The organism is Cellulomonas sp. APG4 (genome assembly GCF_009996735.1).
Lineage (GTDB): Bacteria > Actinomycetota > Actinomycetes > Actinomycetales > Cellulomonadaceae > Actinotalea.
This window is the reverse complement of record NZ_JAACYI010000003.1, coordinates 208123-223286: the sequence shown is the minus strand read 5'-3', so window position 1 is coordinate 223286 and position 15164 is coordinate 208123. Positions and strand designations below refer to the sequence as shown.

16 protein-coding genes are annotated in these 15164 nt (G+C 73.5%); 13 read left to right on the top strand and 3 right to left on the bottom strand.

Annotation, left to right across the window (positions count from 1 at the left end; translation table 11 throughout):
* Nucleotides 1-30 precede the first annotated feature (30 nt).
* From hrcA to GXB85_RS04405, 3 genes are read left to right on the top strand one after another with little or no spacing between them, the layout of a single operon-like run.
* Nucleotides 31-1050, top strand: coding sequence for a heat-inducible transcriptional repressor HrcA (gene hrcA / locus GXB85_RS04415; RefSeq protein ID WP_161916427.1), 1020 nt, complete (start codon nt 31-33; stop codon nt 1048-1050).
* Nucleotides 1051-1075: 25 nt separating this feature from the next.
* Nucleotides 1076-2212, top strand: a complete 1137-nt coding sequence (gene dnaJ / locus GXB85_RS04410) for a molecular chaperone DnaJ (protein WP_161916426.1) — start codon at nt 1076-1078, stop codon at nt 2210-2212.
* Nucleotides 2209-2988, top strand: a complete 780-nt coding sequence (locus tag GXB85_RS04405; RefSeq protein WP_161916425.1) for a 16S rRNA (uracil(1498)-N(3))-methyltransferase — start codon at nt 2209-2211, stop codon at nt 2986-2988. Before dnaJ ends, GXB85_RS04405 begins: the two co-directional genes overlap by 4 nt.
* Nucleotides 2989-3012: 24 nt before the next feature.
* Here GXB85_RS04405 and GXB85_RS04400 read toward each other — a convergent pair whose 3' ends face one another.
* Nucleotides 3013-3561 (bottom strand): Gmad2 immunoglobulin-like domain-containing protein, encoded by a 549-nt coding sequence (locus tag GXB85_RS04400; RefSeq protein WP_161916424.1) that lies wholly within the window; start codon nt 3559-3561, stop codon nt 3013-3015.
* 72 nt (nt 3562-3633) lie between these two features.
* On the opposite strand from GXB85_RS04400, the gene GXB85_RS04395 reads away from it, so the two are divergent.
* The 7 genes from GXB85_RS04395 (at nt 3634) to leuA (ending at nt 11422) form a co-directional block, all read left to right on the top strand.
* Entirely contained in the window at nt 3634-3999 is a 366-nt protein-coding gene (locus tag GXB85_RS04395) for a histidine triad nucleotide-binding protein (protein ID WP_161916423.1), read from the top strand.
* Nucleotides 4000-4123: 124 nt separating this feature from the next.
* Complete coding sequence (locus GXB85_RS04390; RefSeq protein ID WP_161916422.1) at nt 4124-5179, top strand: PhoH family protein; 1056 nt, start codon at nt 4124-4126, stop codon at nt 5177-5179.
* On the top strand, nt 5176-5628 hold the full coding sequence (ybeY, locus tag GXB85_RS04385) for an rRNA maturation RNase YbeY (protein ID WP_161916421.1): 453 nt from the start codon (nt 5176-5178) through the stop codon (nt 5626-5628). Before GXB85_RS04390 ends, ybeY begins: the two co-directional genes overlap by 4 nt.
* On the top strand, nt 5625-6911 hold the full coding sequence (locus GXB85_RS04380) for a hemolysin family protein (protein WP_161916420.1): 1287 nt from the start codon (nt 5625-5627) through the stop codon (nt 6909-6911). Before ybeY ends, GXB85_RS04380 begins: the two co-directional genes overlap by 4 nt.
* The gene (gene era / locus GXB85_RS04375) at nt 6908-7867 is read left to right on the top strand and encodes a GTPase Era (protein ID WP_161916419.1); all 960 of its coding nucleotides are present in this window, start codon (nt 6908-6910) and stop codon (nt 7865-7867) included. The genes GXB85_RS04380 and era overlap by 4 nt, the downstream gene beginning before the upstream one ends.
* A 50-nt stretch (nt 7868-7917) precedes the next feature.
* Entirely contained in the window at nt 7918-9411 is a 1494-nt protein-coding gene (locus GXB85_RS04370) for an alpha/beta hydrolase (protein WP_161916418.1), read from the top strand.
* Nucleotides 9412-9712: 301 nt separating this feature from the next.
* Nucleotides 9713-11422 carry a 2-isopropylmalate synthase gene (leuA, locus tag GXB85_RS04365; RefSeq protein WP_237727982.1) on the top strand — a complete coding sequence of 570 codons (1710 nt, stop codon included), beginning with the start codon at nt 9713-9715 and terminating at the stop codon, nt 11420-11422.
* 3 nt (nt 11423-11425) lie between these two features.
* Here the strand turns inward: leuA and rsgA are convergent, their stop codons facing one another.
* Nucleotides 11426-12586 carry a ribosome small subunit-dependent GTPase A gene (gene rsgA / locus GXB85_RS04360; protein WP_161916416.1) on the bottom strand — a complete coding sequence of 387 codons (1161 nt, stop codon included), beginning with the start codon at nt 12584-12586 and terminating at the stop codon, nt 11426-11428.
* 129 nt (nt 12587-12715) lie between these two features.
* Between rsgA and recO the strand changes: the two genes are divergently transcribed.
* From recO to GXB85_RS04345, 3 genes are read left to right on the top strand one after another with little or no spacing between them, the layout of a single operon-like run.
* Nucleotides 12716-13447 (top strand): DNA repair protein RecO, encoded by a 732-nt coding sequence (gene recO / locus GXB85_RS04355; RefSeq protein ID WP_161916415.1) that lies wholly within the window; start codon nt 12716-12718, stop codon nt 13445-13447.
* Entirely contained in the window at nt 13447-14265 is an 819-nt protein-coding gene (locus GXB85_RS04350; protein WP_161916414.1) for an isoprenyl transferase, read from the top strand. The genes recO and GXB85_RS04350 overlap by 1 nt, the downstream gene beginning before the upstream one ends.
* A gap of 20 nt (nt 14266-14285) precedes the next feature.
* On the top strand, nt 14286-14639 hold the full coding sequence (locus GXB85_RS04345; protein ID WP_161916413.1) for a VOC family protein: 354 nt from the start codon (nt 14286-14288) through the stop codon (nt 14637-14639).
* A 2-nt stretch (nt 14640-14641) separates the two neighbouring features.
* Here the strand turns inward: GXB85_RS04345 and GXB85_RS04340 are convergent, their stop codons facing one another.
* A complete protein-coding gene (locus GXB85_RS04340) occupies nt 14642-15154 on the bottom strand; it encodes a DedA family protein (protein WP_161916412.1) in 513 nt (170 codons plus the stop codon).
* Nucleotides 15155-15164 lie beyond the last annotated feature (10 nt).

Below are 15164 nucleotides of genomic sequence, written 5' to 3'. Positions count from 1 at the left end.
GTGACGAGAGCCTCAGGGTGGGAGGTGCAGATGAGCGACGACCGCAGGCTCGGTGTGCTGCGCGCCATCGTCGAGGACTACGTGCAGACCCGGGAGCCCGTGGGCTCGCGGGTGCTCGTCGAGCGGCACAACCTCGGGGTGTCCCCTGCGACGATCCGCAACGACATGGCGGCCCTCGAGGACGCCGGCTACATCGCGCAGCCGCACACGTCGGCGGGGCGCGTCCCGACCGACAAGGGCTACCGCCTGTTCGTCGACCAGCTCTCGACGATCAAGCCGCTCTCCTCGCCCGAGCGCCGCGCGATCCAGCACTTCCTCGAGGACGCTGTGGACCTCGACGACGTCGTGGACCGGTCGGTGCGCCTGCTGGCCCAGCTGACCCAGCAGGTGGCGATCGTCCAGTACCCGTCCCTGCGGCGCTCGGCGCTGCGACACCTCGAGCTCGTGCCCCTCGGCGACCGCCGTCTGCTGGTCGTGATCATCACGGACACCGGCCGCGTCGAGCAGCGCACGCTCGAGCTCGACGAGGCCCTCGACGAGCAGGTCGTGCCCGAGCTCCGGGCCCGCCTCAACGCGACGGCCGCGGGGCGGCGTCTCGTCGACCTCACCGAACCGCTCGCCCGCCTCGAGGAGGCCTTCGCTCCCGCCGACCGCGCCCTCGTGCACCGGGTGATCACCGTCGTCGAGGACACGCTCGGGGAGGCGACCGAGGAGCGCATCGTGATGGCGGGCGCCTCGCACCTCGCCCGCAGCGGCACGGACTTCACCGGGACCATCCGCCCGGTGCTCGAGGCCCTCGAGGAGCAGGTCGTGCTGCTGCGCCTGCTCACCGAGATGGCTGACGACTCCGCCGGCGTGGCCGTCCGGATCGGCCACGAGAACCGCCACGCGGGGCTCGCCGAGACGTCTGTCGTGGCCGCGGGATACGGTGCGGACGGCAACGCCGTCGCGCGCCTGGGCGCCGTCGGCCCCACCCGCATGGACTACGCGGGCACGATCGCCTCGGTCCGCGCCGTCGCCCGTTACCTGTCGCGCATCCTCGCCGGCTGACCTTCGACCCCTACGAGAGCGACCCGTGAGCAGCAACTACTACGAGATCCTCGGCGTGAGCCAGGATGCCACCCCCGAGCAGATCAAGAAGGCGTACCGGAAGCTGGCCCGCGAGCTGCACCCGGACGTCGCGACGGGCGACGGTGCGGAGGACCGCTTCAAGGACGTGTCACGCGCCTACGAGGTGCTGTCGAACCCCGAGAAGCGGCAGATGTACGACCGCGGCGTGGACCCGACGTCGCCGGGCGGGGGACAGGCCGGGTTCGGCGCGGGCTTCGGGTTCCAGGACATCTTCGAGACGTTCTTCGGCGCCGCGCAGGGCGCGTCGGCCCAGCGCGGCCCCGTGCCCCGCGCGCGGCGCGGCCAGGACGCCCTCGTGCGCCTGGAGATCGACCTTGCCGAGGCCGCCTTCGGCGCGCACCGTGAGATCCAGGTCGACACCGCCGTCGTGTGCGGCACGTGCCAGGGCAGCTGCTGCCGGCCGGGCACGTCGCCACGCACGTGCGAGGTGTGCGGCGGACGCGGCGTCGTCCAGCGGGTCGCGCGCTCGTTCCTCGGCCAGGTCATGACCTCGAGCCCGTGCGCCGCGTGCCACGGGTTCGGCACGGTCATCCCGGAGCCGTGCCCCGAGTGCTCGGGCGAGGGTCGGGTGCGCAGCCGTCGCACGCTCTCGGTCGACGTGCCGGCGGGTGTGGACAGCGGAACGCGCATCCGGCTCAGCGGGCAGGGCGAGGTGGGGCCCGCGGGTGGACCGCCCGGCGACGTCTACCTCGAGGTGCGCGAGCGCCCGCACCCGACGTTCGTGCGTCAGGGCGACGACCTGCACTGCACGCTCGAGCTGCCGATGACGGCGGCCGCGCTCGGCACGGTCGTCGAGCTCGAGACGCTCGACGGCGCGCGCGAGATCGACGTGCGGCCGGGCACGCAGCCCGGGCAGGTGCTCGTGCAGAAGGGGCTCGGGATCGGTCACCTGCACGTCGGCGGGCGGGGTGACCTGCACGTGCACGTCGACGTCCAGGTGCCCACGGCGCTCGACGACGAGCAGACCGAGCTGCTGCGCCGCCTCGCGGTGCTGCGTGACGAGGAGCGGCCCTCCTCGCGACTCACGCCGGCCAACCAGGGTGTGTTCGCCAAGCTGCGCGAGAAGATCGCCGGACGGTGAGCACGAGCGCACCGGTGTTCCTCGCGGGGCCGGGCCTGCTCGACGCCCTGGACGCGGGCGCGACGTACGTGCTGACGGGCGCCGAAGCGCGTCACGCCGCCGTGGTGCAGCGCCGCCGTCCCGGTGAGCGGGTCGACGTCGTCGACACCGAAGGCGTGCGTCTGCGCTGCCGGATCGTGTCGTTCGAGGGCGGCAGCCTGACGGTCGCGGTCGAGGAGCGCGTGGTCGAGCCTGCGCCCGCCGTGCGGCTCGTCCTCGCGCAGGCGCTCGCCAAGGGTGACCGCGACGAGCGCGCGATCGAGGCTGCCACCGAGGTGGGCGTCGACGAGGTCGTGCCGTGGCAGGCGGGTCGCTCGGTCGTGGTCTGGCGCGGCGACCGTGCCGCGAAGAGCCGGGCGCGGTGGCTCGCGACCGTGCGTGAGGCGGCCAAGCAGTCGAGGCGAGCCCACGTGCCGCTGGTCGCCGAGCCCGTCGACACCCGCGGCCTGGCCTCCTGCGTGCAGAGCGTGTGCGAGCACGGCGGCCTCGCCGTCGTGCTGGCGGCCGAGGCCGGGGTCAGCCTCGGGGAGGTCCCGCTGCCGACGCCGTCCGGGGAAGGCGCGGTCCGCGTGCTCGTGGTCGTGGGGCCCGAGGGAGGGATCGCGCCGGAGGAGCTGGACGAGCTCATCACCGCGGGTGCGGTGCCCGCGCGCCTCGGACCGCACGTGCTGCGCACCTCGACCGCGGGTCCGGTCGCTCTCGGCCTCCTCGCGGAGCGCTCGGGCCGGTGGGCCTAGGGGCCGGGGCCCCTGGCACCTGCGTCAGGAGACGGTGAAGGTCACGGCGACGAGGTTCAGCCTGTCCTCGTCGGACCCCTCGCCCTCGCCCGCCATGTTCGGCTCCCACACCTCGACGCGGTACGTGCCGGGCTCGAGGTCCAGGTCGATGCTCCACGGTCCGACCTCGCCGTTGGCGCCCGCGGTCGTGTAGTCCACCGGCACGACAACGTCGCCGGTCGCCGCGTCCAGGACGTGGTAGTTGAGCGTGCCCTCGAAGGCCGTGGCTTCGCCGCTCACGGTGACGGCAGGCCCGTCGACGGTCGCACCCGACGCCGGCGCGGTGAGCGTCGTCGTCCCGTTCGACAGGACGTCGTCGGCGACCGTGCCGTCCTGCGACGCGTCGTCCTCGGCGCCGTCGGTGGCGTCGTCGTCACCGGCGTCCTCACCCGTGCCGGAGTCGTCCGGCGTCTGCGTCGCCTGCGTGGCGGGCTCGGGGGTCGGCTCCTCGTCGCTGCCCGTCTGGCACGCGGACAGGCCGACGACGAGGGCGAGCACGAGCAGGCCCCGCGGGGCGACGCGGTCGAGCGACATCTGACTCTCCGTCCGGTAGCTGGGTCGTCATCCTCCCAGGCCCGGGCGCGACCGGCGGTCTACGCTGACGGCATGTCGTCGTCGACCACTCCCACGGCCTCGCCCGACTGCCTGTTCTGCCGCATCGTCGCCGGCGAGGTGCCGGCGGAGGTCGTCGCGACCTCGGAGCGCGCGGTCGCGTTCCGCGACATCGCACCGCAGGCCCCCGTGCACGTGCTGGTGGTCCCACGGGACCACCACCCCGACGTCGCCGAGCTCGCCGCGGTGGACCCGGCCCTCCTGGCCGACGTCGTGGCACTCGCGCACGAGGTCGCGCAGGCGGAGTGCGACGGTGCGTTCCGCACGATCTTCAACACGGGCGCCTCGGCAGGCCAGTCGGTCTTCCACGTGCACGCCCACGTGCTCGGCGGTGCCGCGCTCGGCTGGACCCCGGCCTGACGGACGCCCTCGGTAGGATGGCGGGGGTGCCTGCGCGCGCGGGCACGACCGGCGGGAGCCGTCACCGACGGCACCAGCCGTAGCTGATCGCACGAGCGAGGAGATCCGCGGCCCGGCCGCACCCATGTCCCAGACACCTGACCGCACCGCATCCGACCACGAGCCGCGCGACACGGCGTCGCGACCGGGCGCGGACGTCGAGCACCGCATCGTCGTCCCCTCGCACCTGCCCGCCGTCGCGCTGCTGGGCCCGGGCGACGAGGTGCTCCGCGCCGTCGAGGCCGGCTTCCCGCGCGTCCGGATCCACGCCCGCGGGGACGAGATCACCCTCCTGGGTCCCCCTGCCGACGTCGCGCTCGTGTCACGCCTGCTCGACGAGCTGCTCGAGGTCGCGGCGAGCGGGACACCGCTCAACGCCGACGTCGTCTCACGCTCGGTCGCGATGCTGACGGCGGCCACGGCCAGCCGGCCGGCCGAGGTGCTGACCCAGAACATCCTCTCGAGCCGTGGCCGCACGATCCGGCCCAAGACCGTGGGGCAGAAGACGTACGTCGACGCGATCGACAGGCACACGATCACGTTCGGCATCGGGCCCGCCGGTACGGGCAAGACGTACCTCGCGATGGCCAAGGCGGTGCAGGCGCTGCAGGCCAAGCAGGTCAACCGGATCGTGCTGACCCGCCCCGCGGTCGAGGCGGGCGAGCGGCTCGGGTTCCTGCCCGGGAGCCTGAGCGAGAAGATCGACCCGTACCTGCGCCCGCTCTACGACGCGCTGCACGACATGGTCGACCCGGACTCGATCCCCCGGCTCATGGAGTCCGGCACCGTCGAGGTCGCACCGCTCGCGTACATGCGCGGCCGCACGCTCAACGACGCGTTCATCATCCTCGACGAGGCGCAGAACACCTCGACCGAGCAGATGAAGATGTTCCTGACCCGGCTCGGCTTCGGCGCCAAGATGGTCGTCACCGGCGACGTCACGCAGGTGGACCTCCCGGGTGGGACGACGTCGGGCCTGCGGGTGGTCGAGCAGATCCTGGGCGGTGTCGACGACGTCGAGTTCTGCCGCCTGACCTCGGCGGACGTGGTGCGGCACCGGCTGGTCGGGGACATCATCGACGCGTACGCGACGTGGGACCAGCGCGCGCCGGGCGGGTCCCGGACGGGAGGCCCGCGATGAGCGTGGAGGTCAACAACGAGTCCGGGCACGTGGTCGACGAGGCCGAGTTCGCCGCCCTCGCGCGTCACGTGCTCGACGCGATGCACGTGCACCCCCAGACCGAGCTCTCGATCCTCCTCGTCGGAACCGACGTGATGAGCGAGCTCCACGTGCAGTGGATGGACGAGCCCGGGCCCACGGACGTCCTGTCGTTCCCGATGGACGAGCTCCGACCGGGGACGGAAGGTGAGCCGACGCCGCCGGGGCTGCTGGGCGACGTCGTCCTGTGCCCCGAGGTGGCGGCGACCCAGGCACGGGCCGCGGGGCACTCGACCACGGAGGAGCTGTTGCTCCTGACGACGCACGGCATCCTGCACCTGCTGGGCTACGACCACGCCGAGCCGGAGGAGGAGAAGGAGATGTTCGCGCTCCAGCGGCGTCTGCTGCTCACCTTCCTCGCGGGCCGATGAGCGAGGCCCCCGTCGCCGCGCTCGCCGCGGCGGCCTCGGCCGCCGTGCTGCTCGCCGCGCTGCTGAGCGTGGGCGAGACCGCGGTGCTCAGGCTCGGGCGGTCCCATCTCGCCGAGCTCGGCGGGTCCCCGCGCCCCGCCGCACGCCGTGTCCGTGACCTGGCACGCGATCCCGCGACGACCTCGTCGGCGGCGGCCGGGCTGCGGGTCGCGCTCGAGTCCCTCGCCGCGGTGTCGGTGACGCTCGCCGTCGTCGCGAGCGGCCTGCGGTGGTGGCAGGCGCTGCTCGTCGCGTCCGCCGTGAGCGCGGCCGGTGCCCTCGTCGTGGTGCGCCTCGTGCCGCGCAGGCTCGGACGCCGCCACCCCCTCGGCGCCGCGATGCTCACGTCACCGGTGCTCGTGGTCGCGCATGCCGCGCTGGCCCCGTCACGGCTGCTGAGCCGCGCGACGAGCGGCGAGCACGACCTCACCGACGACGAGATCCGCGACATGGTCGACCGTGTCAGCGAGTCCGAGCACATCGAGGACGACGAGCGCGAGATGTTCCGTTCGGTCCTGGGTCTCGGGGACACCATCACCCGTGCGGTGATGGTCCCGCGCACCGAGATGATCACGCTCCCGAGCGGCACGCCCGAGCGCAAGGCCCTGTCGTTGTTCCTGCGCTCGGGGTTCTCCCGCGTGCCCGTGGTGGGCGAGTCGGTCGACGACCTGCTGGGCGTGCTCTACCTCAAGGACGTGGTGCGGCACCGTTTCGCCTCGGGCGGTGCGGACGACGCGCCGGTCGACGAGCTCGTCCGGCCGCCGGTGTTCGTCCCAGAGTCGAAGCCGGTGGACGACCTGCTGCGCGAGATGCAGCAGGGCGCGTTCCACATGGCCCTCGTCGTGGACGAGTTCGGCGGCATCGCCGGTTTGGTGACGATCGAGGACGCCCTCGAGGAGATCGTGGGCGAGCTGACGGACGAGCACGACCGGGCGGCCCCCGAGGTCGAGGAGCTGGGACCGGAGCTGTTCCGCGTACCCGCGCGGCTGCCGATCGACGAGCTGGGCGAGCTGTTCGACCTCGAGGTCGAGGACGACGAGGTCGACACCGCGGGTGGTCTGCTCGCCAAGGCCCTCGGGAAGGTCCCGCTCCCGGGCTCGAGCGCCGACGTCGCAGGTCTGCGACTGACGGCCGACCGCGCGGAGGGCCGCCGCCGTCAGCTCTCGACCATCCTCGTCGAGCGCTCGCCCGAGCCCGACGGCGTCGACGACGCACCCACCGCACGCGAAGGAGCACGACGATGACCACCCCTCACGCGACGTCCGAGGGGCGTACGGGGGACGAGTTCCGCTCGGGCTTCGTGTGCGTCGTGGGCCGCCCCAACGCGGGCAAGTCGACGCTGACGAACGCCGTCGTCGGGCAGAAGGTCGCGATCACGTCGGGCCGTCCCCAGACGACGCGCCACGTGGTGCGGGGGATCGTCCACCGTCCCGACGCCCAGCTCGTGCTCGTCGACACCCCGGGTCTGCACCGGCCGCGCACCCTGCTCGGCGAGCGCCTCAACGACCTCGTGCGGGACACGCTGAGCGAGGTCGACGTGGTGGTCTTCTGCCTCCCGGCGGACCAGCGGGTGGGCCCGGGCGACCGGTTCATCGCCCAGCAGCTCGCGGCCCTCGCGGAGGGGCCGGGGGCGACGCCCGTCGTCGCGGTCGCGACGAAGGCCGACCTGGTGCCCCGTGGTCGGCTCGCCGAGCACCTGCTCGCGATCGCCGAGCTCGGCGACTGGGCGGACGTGGTGCCGGTCAGCGCCGTGGACGGCTACCAGGTGGACACGCTCGTCGACGTGCTCGTGGGCCACCTGCCCCCCGGCCCGGCGCTCTACCCGGACGGCGAGCTCACGGACGAGCCCGAGGCCGTGATGGTCGCCGAGCTCGTGCGTGAGGCCGCGCTCGAGGGCGTCCGCGACGAGCTCCCGCACTCGCTCGCCGTGGTGGTCGACGAGATCGTCCCCCGTGAGGGGCGCGAGGGCCCCGACGGGAACCCCGGTCTGCTGGACGTGCGCGTGCACCTCTTCGTCGAGCGGGACAGCCAGAAGGCGATCGTGATCGGCCGTGGCGGATCGCGGCTGCGCGACGTGGGCAGCCGCGCGCGGCGGGGGATCGAGGCACTCCTCGGTACCAAGGTCTACCTCGACCTGCACGTGAAGGTCGCCAAGGACTGGCAGCGCGACCCCAAGCAGCTGCACCGCCTCGGGTTCTGAGCGTGCCCGGCGTCGTCGGGCCCGTCGTCGGCACTGACTAGACTCCCCGGGTGCGGTACCGGATCGCCCTCACCAGCGCCGTAGCCGCGCTGGCCCTCGGCGTGCTCGGTGTCGTCGCAGGTCCGGGCTGGGACCCGGTGCCGATGACCGAGACGATCGAGGTCGCGAGCCCCGACACGCGCGTGGGGGGTGCAGAGGGCACCGACCCGGTCGGGACGTACGAGGTGGTGCGATCGGTCGTGACGGTCGACCTGATCGGGCACGAGGTCGAGGCCCAGCTGTCCGAGCCCGTGGGGGCCGAGGGGCTGCGCCCGGCGGTGGTCTTCGTCCACGGCGCCGGCACCGGCCGGTTCGAGGAGGCCTTCCGCGCCCAGGCGGAGGCGCTCGCGTCGGCCGGTGTCGTCACGATGGTGCCGAACAAGCGTCTCGACACGTACTCGACACGGGACCGCGACTACACCGCGATGGCGAACGACTACCTGCGCAGCCTCGCGGTGCTGCGGGGGTTGCCGGGTGTCGACCCCGAGCGCGTGGGTGTCTACGGCGAGAGCGAGGGTTCGTGGATCGTCCCGGTGATGGCTGCGGACAACCCCGCCGTGGACTTCGTCGTGCTCGTGGCCGCGCCGGTGGTGCCACCGCGTCAGCAGGCGGCGTTCGCGGTGGACTCCTACCTGCGCAACACGGGGGTGCCCGAGGACCTGCTCCCGCTCATCCCACGCGTCGTCGGCATGGACTTCCCGGGCGGCGGGTTCGCGTACGCGAGCTTCGACGTCCAGGCGTTCCAGCAGCGCATGCGGCAGCCGACGTTCCTCGCGTACGGAACGGGAGACGCCGCGATGCCCACCGTCCAGGGCGCTCTGCAGCTCATGCGGGACCTCGAGGTCGCGGGCAACCCCGCGCTGACGGTCCGCTACTACGAGGGTGCCGACCACGGGATCAAGGTGGACCGCACGCTGGTCCCCGAGTTCGCGCGCGACCTCGCGGCGTGGATCCAGGGCCTGCCGGCGACCGCGACGGCTGATCCCCAGGTGGCCGGTGCGGAGCCGTACCAGCGCTTCTCGGCGGACCCGGTCGACCGTCCCCGGTGGTACGCCGAGGGGGACCTGCTGGTCGCCGGTCTCGCCGCCGCCCTGCTCGCGCTCCTCGTCGGGCCCGTCCTGTGGGTCGTCCGGCGCGCCCGCCACCGTCACGTACCGAGCCTCGCGGACGGCGTGCGCGCGCCGCTCGTGACGATGGCGGCGGGATGCGTCGCGACGCTCGTGCTGCTCGTGGTCTACCTGCTGGTCGTCGCGAACATGGCGCAGAACTATCGGACCAACGCCGTCGTGGTCCAGGGGGGTTGGTTCGCCGTGCGGCTGCTCGGGCTCGCGAGCGTGGTCGCCGGCGTGGTGCTGGTCTACCGGATGGTCGACGGCCGTCGCCGGGGAGTCCCGGCCGCCGCCCGGACGGTCGCGGGGGAGTGGACCCTCGCGTCGGCCGTGGGCGGCTCGAGCCTCCTGCTCCTGCTGCTCGCGTACTTCGGGGTCTTCCCCACCCTGTGGTGACCCGGTGTCGTGAGACGCCGCCGTGGCCTCCCTGGCACCACGCGCTACAGTGGCCGGGTGCGCGTGACCGTGCAGCACTCGCTGCTCCTTCGTCGCCGCGGCGGGGCCTGACGGACCGGTCCCTCGTCGCGGTGGTCGGTGTGCCGGTCGAGATCCCCGACGTCCCGCCCCGAAGGAACCCACGATGACCACGAGCCAGCACCCCGACGGCCCCACGTTCGCGAGCACGACGACGGCCGCGCAGGCGCCGCAGCGCGATCCGCGTCCCTACGACGAGCGCAACGCCCAGCAGCCGTCGCCCATGCCGGTGCACCGCTACCGGCCCTTCCACGAGCAGATCCGGGTCGAGCTCCCGGACCGCACGTGGCCCGACCGTCGGATCACCGCGGCCCCGCGCTGGTGCGCGGTCGACCTGCGCGACGGCAACCAGGCCCTGATCGAGCCCATGAACCCCGAGCGCAAGCTGCGGATGTTCGAGCTGCTCGTCGAGATGGGCTACAAGGAGATCGAGGTCGGCTTCCCGTCGGCGTCGCAGACCGACTTCGACTTCGTCCGGATGCTCATCGACGAGGAGCGCATCCCCGACGACGTCGTCATCCAGGTGCTCACGCAGTCCCGTGAGCACCTGATCGAGCGCACCTACGAGGCGATCGCAGGGGCCAAGCAGGCCATCGTCCACCTCTACAACTCGACCTCCGTGCTGCAGCGCGAGGTCGTGTTCCGCACGGACGTCGACGGGGTCGCGGACATCGCGACCACCGGTGCGCGGCTGTGCAAGAAGTACGAGGAGACGATCCCGGGCACCGAGGTGTTCTACGAGTACAGCCCGGAGTCGTTCACGGGCACCGAGCTCGAGGCGGCGCTGCGCGTGTGCAACGCGGTCATCGACGTGTTCGCACCCACGCCCGAGCGCAAGGTGATCATCAACCTGCCGGCGACCGTGGAGATGGCGACGCCCAACGTGTACGCCGACTCGATCGAGTGGATGAGCCGGCGTCTGCACCAGCGCGAGAACGTGGTGCTCTCGCTGCACCCGCACAACGACCGCGGCACGGGTGTGGCGGCGGCCGAGCTCGGCTACCTCGCGGGGGCCGACCGGATCGAGGGCTGCCTGTTCGGCAACGGCGAGCGGACCGGCAACGTGTGCCTGGTGACGCTCGGCATGAACCTGCTCTCGCAGGGCGTCGACCCGCAGATCGACTTCTCGGACATCGACCGCGTGCGCCGCACGGTCGAGTACTGCAACCAGCTCCCCGTGCCCGAGCGGCACCCCTACGGGGGCGACCTGGTCTTCACCGCGTTCTCGGGCTCGCACCAGGACGCGATCAAGAAGGGCTTCGACGCGATGGCCGCGCGGGCCGCGGCGCAGGGCACGGCCGTCGAGGACCTCGAGTGGGCGGTGCCCTACCTGCCGATCGACCCACGCGACGTAGGCCGCTCCTACGAGGCCGTGATCCGGGTCAACTCGCAGTCCGGCAAGGGCGGCATGGCCTACCTGATGAAGACCGAGCGGCACCTGGACCTGCCGCGTCGGCTGCAGATCGAGTTCTCGCGCGCGGTGCAGCGCTTCACCGACACGCAGGGCAGCGAGGTCACGGCAGACGACCTGTGGCGGATCTTCACCGACGAGTACCTTCCCGTGGAGCCCGGCAGCGACCTCGAGCCCTGGGGCCGGTTCTCGCTGCGGGGCAGTCGCTCCGACAGCAACGAGGGTGGCCGGGACTCGCTCGAGGTCGACCTCGTGGTGGACGGCGTCCCGCGCACCGTCGAGGGCCAGGGCAACGGTCCGATCGACGCCTTCGTCGTCGCGCTGCGCGGCCTGGGCGTCGAGGTGGAGGTGCTCGACTACGCCGAGCACGCGCTGTCGACCGGCGGCGACGCGACGGCGGCCGCGTACGTCGAGTGCCTCGTGGGCGACGACGTGCTGTGGGGCGTGGGGATCGACCCGTCGATCACGACGGCGTCGTTCAAGGCGATCATCTCCGCGGTCAACCGCGCGCACCGCGGCTGAGGGTCACCGGCGCTTGGGGCTGCGGCGCTGCTGCTGCGCGACGGCCTTCCACCGCGCGCGGTGCTCGGCGGCGAGCCGACGGTCGGTGCGCATCGCCTGGTAGGCCTGCTCGCGCCCGAGCTTGCGCCAGCTCTCGAGCCGACGCCCGGGCAGGTCGCCCGCCTCGACCGCTGCGAGCACCGCGCACCCGGGTTCCGTGCGGTGCTCGCAGTCGCCGAATCGGCAGCGGCGCGCGAGCTCGTCCACCTCGGGGAACACCGCTTCCAGACGTGTGCCGGCGTCGAGACCGATCGTGCGCAGGCCGGGGGTGTCGAGCACGGCACCCCCGGCCGGCCCGGGGTGCAGCTCGCGGGTCACGGTGGTGTGCCGGCCCTTGTTCTCCGCTCCCAGGGCTCGGGTGGCCATGGGCCCCCCGCCCCCGGGCGCGACGAGCGCGTTGAGCAGGGTCGACTTGCCCACCCCCGAGGCTCCGAGCAGCGCGATCGTGGCGCCGTCCGCGAGGTGCCCGCGCAGCGGGCCGAGGCCCTCGTCGCGCGTCGTCGCCACCGCGAGCACCTCGACGCCCGGGGCGAGGCCGCGGACCTCGCGGACGAGGGCCTCCGGGTGCGGTGCGAGGTCGGCCTTGGTGAGCACGACCACGGGCTGCGCGCCGCTCGACCAGGCGAGCGCGAGCAGGCGCTCGACGCGCGCCGGGTCGAGGTCGGGCACCATGCCCTCGACCACGGCCGCGACGTCGGCGTTGGCCGCGAGCACCTGCCCGTGGGACGTGCCACCCACCTGCGCCCGCACCACGGTGGTGCGTCGCGGCAGCACGACGTCGAGCTGGTGCTCGGTGCGTGCGCGCGTGCGTGCGCTCACCACGACCCAGTCGCCCGCCGCCGGCAGGGCCGTCGGGTCGTGCGTCGCCGCGGCGCGCAGCGAGGGCGCCCACTCGGTGCTGACGACCTCGAGGCCGTGGGCCGTCGGGAGCAGCACGTCGCTCGCGCGCAGGTCGGCGCGGCACACGCGGCCGACGGCAGGGCCACGGGCGAGGTGGGCGTCGTCGAGCGCGGCGAGGTGCCGGGCGAAGGCCGCGGACCAGGCGTCGTCCCAGCCGAGCCCGAGGAGAGCCTGGTGGGGTCCGCGGGCGCCGGCGGGCGAGGGTGCGGGGGAGACGTCGTGCATGTCGCGGGACCGTACGCCGCACGTCCCGCCGGGGCACGGGATTTGCGCCGCGTGCGGCGACGCCCCGCGTCACGCATCCCACCGGTCTGTCGGCGCGGCGTGCCGGGCCGGGTGGGGGATGATGGGCCGGTGAGCCTGTACCGCGACGAGGCGATCGTCCTGCGCACCCAGAAGCTGGGGGAGGCCGACCGCATCCTGACCCTCCTGACCCGGCACCACGGCAAGGTGCGCGCGGTCGGCAAGGGTGTGCGGCGCACGTCGTCGAGGTTCGGCTCGCGGCTCGAGCCCTTCATGGTGATCGACGTCCAGCTGTACACCGGTCGCAGCCTCGACGTGGTGACGCAGGTCGAGACGATCGCACCGTACGGGCGGCAGCTGGGCGCCGACTACGGCCTGTACACCACGGGGACGGCGATGCTCGAGACCGCCGACCGGCTGGTCGCGGACGAGCGCGAGCCCGCGACGCAGCAGTTCCTGCTGCTCGTGGGTGCGGTGCGGGCACTCGCCGAGCGCGCCCACGCTCCGGGCCTGGTGCTCGACTCGTACCTGCTCCGCGCGCTCGCGGTGGCCGGCTGGGCACCGTCGTTCACCGAGTGCGCCCGCTGCGGCACCGAGGGCCCGCACAGTGCGTTCGCCGTCGCGTCGGGTGGCGCGGTGTGCGCCCCGTGCCGGCCCCCGGGCGCCGCGTCGCCCGCCCCGGAGACCTTCGCACTGCTCGCGGCGCTGCTCACGGGCGACTGGCCCGTGGCCGACGCGAGCGCCGAGCGTCACCGCCGCGAGGCCAACGGGCTGGTCGCGGCATTCCTCCAGTTCCACCTCGAGCGCAGCCTGCGCTCCCTCCCGATGGTCGAGCGCGTCTGATGGCGCGCAGCCCGCGCGAGCGGTCCGGCGCACCGACGCGCGGGCCCGTCGTCCCGCCACCACCGCACCCCTCGGGCGCGCGGGCCCCCCAGATCCCGCGGGAGCTGGTCCCGAACCACGTCGCGATCGTCATGGACGGCAACGGCAGGTGGGCCAACGCGCGCGGCCTGCCGCGCACGGCCGGGCACCAGGCGGGCGAGGCCGCGCTGCTCGACGTCGTCGCAGGGGCGATCGAGGTGGGCGTGCGCCACGTGTCGGCCTACGCGTTCTCGACGGAGAACTGGAAGCGCTCACCCGAGGAGGTGCGCTTCCTCATGGGCTTCAACCGTGACGTGCTGCGACGCAGACGCGACGTCATGCACGACTGGGGCGTCCGGGTGCGCTGGGCGGGGCGCCGGCCGCGGCTGTGGCGGTCCGTGATCACCGAGCTCGAGACGGCCGAGGAGCTGACCCGCGAGAACGACGTCTGCACGCTCACGATGTGCGTGAACTACGGCGGACGGGCCGAGGTCGCCGACGCGGCACGCGCGATCGCCCTCGAGGCCGCAGCGGGGCGCCTCGACCCCTCGCGCGTCGACGAGCGGACGGTCGCGCGCCACCTCGACGAGCCCGACCTGCCCGACGTCGACCTCTTCCTGCGTACCTCGGGCGAGCAGCGCATCTCGAACTTCATGATCTGGCAGGCCGCGTACGCCGAGCTCGTGTTCCTCGACGAGTACTGGCCGGACGTCGACCGTCGTCACCTGTGGCGTGCGGTCGAGACGTTCGCGCGCCGCGACCGGCGCTACGGCGGTGCCGTCGACACGCCGACGGCCTGAGTCGCGGGTAACGTCGCGGCATGACGATGCGCGCTGCGATGGTGACCTTCGACTGCCGTGACGCCCGCTCGCTCGCCGACTGGTGGGCGCGGCAGACGGGCGGCGAGATCCAGGCCGATCACGACGGCTGGTTCGTCATGGTCGCGCCCGGGCCGGACGGCGGCCCGACGCTCGCGTTCCAGCAGGTCGCCGAGCCCACGCCCGGCAAGAACCGGGTGCACCTGGACCTGATCGCCCCGGACCGCGACCTCGAGGTGGACCGCCTGCTGGGCGAGGGCGCGCTCGAGGTCGCGCGGCACGAGACACCCGGCTTCACCTGGGTCGTGCTGAGCGACCCCGAGGGCAACCAGTTCTGCGTGTCGCAGGCCGGGTAGGGCTAGGGCTGGTCGACGGGCTCCTGACCGGCGTGCGCGAGCCTGTCGGCACCCGCGCGCTCCTCGCGTCGCCGTCGGGCGCGCAGCACCACCAGCACGACAAGTGCGGCGAGCGCGAGGCCGACGGTGCCCGCGAGCCACGGGTTCGTCGCGGCGAGGGCGAGCCCGCCGGCGACGGCGGCCAGTCCGCCCCCGCCCCAGATCGCCGCCCAGACGAGCGCGCCGGGCACCGACCAGAGGGTGAACCGCAGCCAGTGCACGCGCACCAGGCCCGCCGCGCTGAAGACGGCGGACTGGAAGCCGACGGTCAGGAAGGCGAGCGGCACCACGGGCATGCCCCAGCGCTCGATCGTCGCGACCGCGCGGTGGACCTGGGGCGCGTCGAGGCGGTCACCCCAGCGGGTGCGCAGCACGCCGGCCGCGACGCCGCGGCCGAGCCAGTAGAGCGCCTGCGAGCGCATGAAGGCGCCTGCGAGGAAGAAGAGGTAGACGGCGAGCCAGGGCCAGCCGTCCATCCACGAGGGC